Below are 1,764 nucleotides of genomic sequence, written 5' to 3'. Positions count from 1 at the left end.
CCGCTCGCCTGAAATGGTTATAGGTATAATGTCAGTAATCAAGGCTGGGGGGGCGTACCTTCCTGTAGATCCTAATTATCCATTGGAAAGAAAAAGGTATATGATGGAGGACAGCAAGGCCAAAATTTTACTCACCCAAAATCATCTTATGGATCGTGATGATTTCGATGGTGAGATTATTGATTTATCTGATTATGATTATAATTTTATAAACGATGTGAATATAAAATGTATAAATAAGCCTGGTGATACAGCGTACATCATCTATACCTCTGGCTCAACGGGAAACCCTAAAGGTGTTTGCATTGATAATAAGAGTGTATTAAACCTGGTAGAGGGTCTGTTCCAGAGAATATATAGCAAATATGAATCACCGTTGAATGTTTGCCTCATTGCCCCTTATGTTTTTGATGCTTCGGTGCAGCAGATTTTCGCAGCACTGCTAATGGGGCATGCATTGTACATTGTACCGGAGGAAGCAAGGAAAGACGGTAAAAAGCTGCTGGACTTCTATAGTGAAAATAGGATTGATATTTCGGATGGAACGCCCATACACGTAAATATGATGTTAAATTCTCCTCCTATAGATAATAACCTAAAAGTGAGACATTTTATTATAGGCGGAGATGTTCTTCCATTTGATGCAGTAAAAGACTTCCTAAGCAGATTTGAGGATGTGCAACCTTGCATCACAAATGTTTATGGTCCTACCGAATGCTGTGTGGATTCTACGGAATATTTGATTACTGCGGCGGGGCTTAGTAGATTGGATAATATCCCCATAGGCCGTCCTTTGCCAAACACCAGAGCATGCATACTTGGTAAGAAATTAGAAGTAAATCCTATAGGTATCGCTGGGGAATTATATATATCTGGGGATGGTCTTGCCAAAGGCTATTTAAACAAGACGGGGCTTACTGCAGAAAGATTTGTATCTAACCCGTTTATAAAGGGAGAAAGAATGTATCGTACTGGGGACTTGGCAAGATGGCTGCCTGACGGGAATATAGAATTTTTAGGCAGGATGGACCACCAGGTAAAGATAAGGGGATTTAGAATAGAACTTGGAGAAATAGAGGCTCAGCTATTAAGACATGCTTCAATAAAAGAAGCTGTGGTTATTGTAAAGGAAGACCAACAGAAGAACAAGGATCTGTGTGCATATTTCGTTGGGGAAAATGAACTGACAATAACTGAACTAAGGGAATGCCTTTCAAAAGAATTGCCCGAGTATATGATCCCGGCATACTTCATGCAGCTGGATGAAATGCCTTTGACAGCCAATGGTAAGATAGACCGGAAGAACTTGCCCCACCCTGCTGCTCATTTAAATACTGGAGTAGAGTATGAAGCACCTTCAGGTGAAGTGGAAGAGAAGCTTGTACAATTGTGGCAGGATATCCTGGGGGTTGAGAAAATAGGGAGAAATGATAATTTCTTTGTGCTTGGGGGGCACTCATTAAAAGCAATAAACTTTGCAGCCAAAATTCACAAAGAGTTCAATGTAAATATATCTCTTAAGGAGATATTCAAGCTGCCGACAATTGCAGAAATTGCCAAGTACATCCAGGAAGCCCAAGAGAGTATTTATCAATCTATCCAGCCCACTGGAGAAATGGAATACTATCCTATGTCGTCTTCCCAAAGAAGGCTGTATATATTAAATCAGCTTGAAGGAGCAAGGGTGGCATACAATATGCCAGAGTTTATGTTGTTAGAAGGCAGTATTGATATAGAACGTTTTGAGAAAGCCTTAGATCAGCT

The 1,764-nt window shown here is 40.2% G+C and carries 1 protein-coding gene; it reads left to right on the top strand.

Features of this window, described 5'->3' with window-relative positions:
• A partial coding sequence (locus GRP75_RS26070) for a non-ribosomal peptide synthetase (protein WP_160790780.1) occupies positions 1-1,764 on the top strand: 1,764 nt, incomplete at both ends.

It is taken from the genome of Paenibacillus sp. OT2-17 (assembly GCF_009827695.1).
Classification (GTDB): Bacteria; Bacillota; Bacilli; order Paenibacillales; family Paenibacillaceae; genus Paenibacillus; species Paenibacillus polymyxa_B.
Note: the sequence above shows the minus strand (reverse complement) of the source record. Positions and strands in the feature narration are given on the sequence as shown.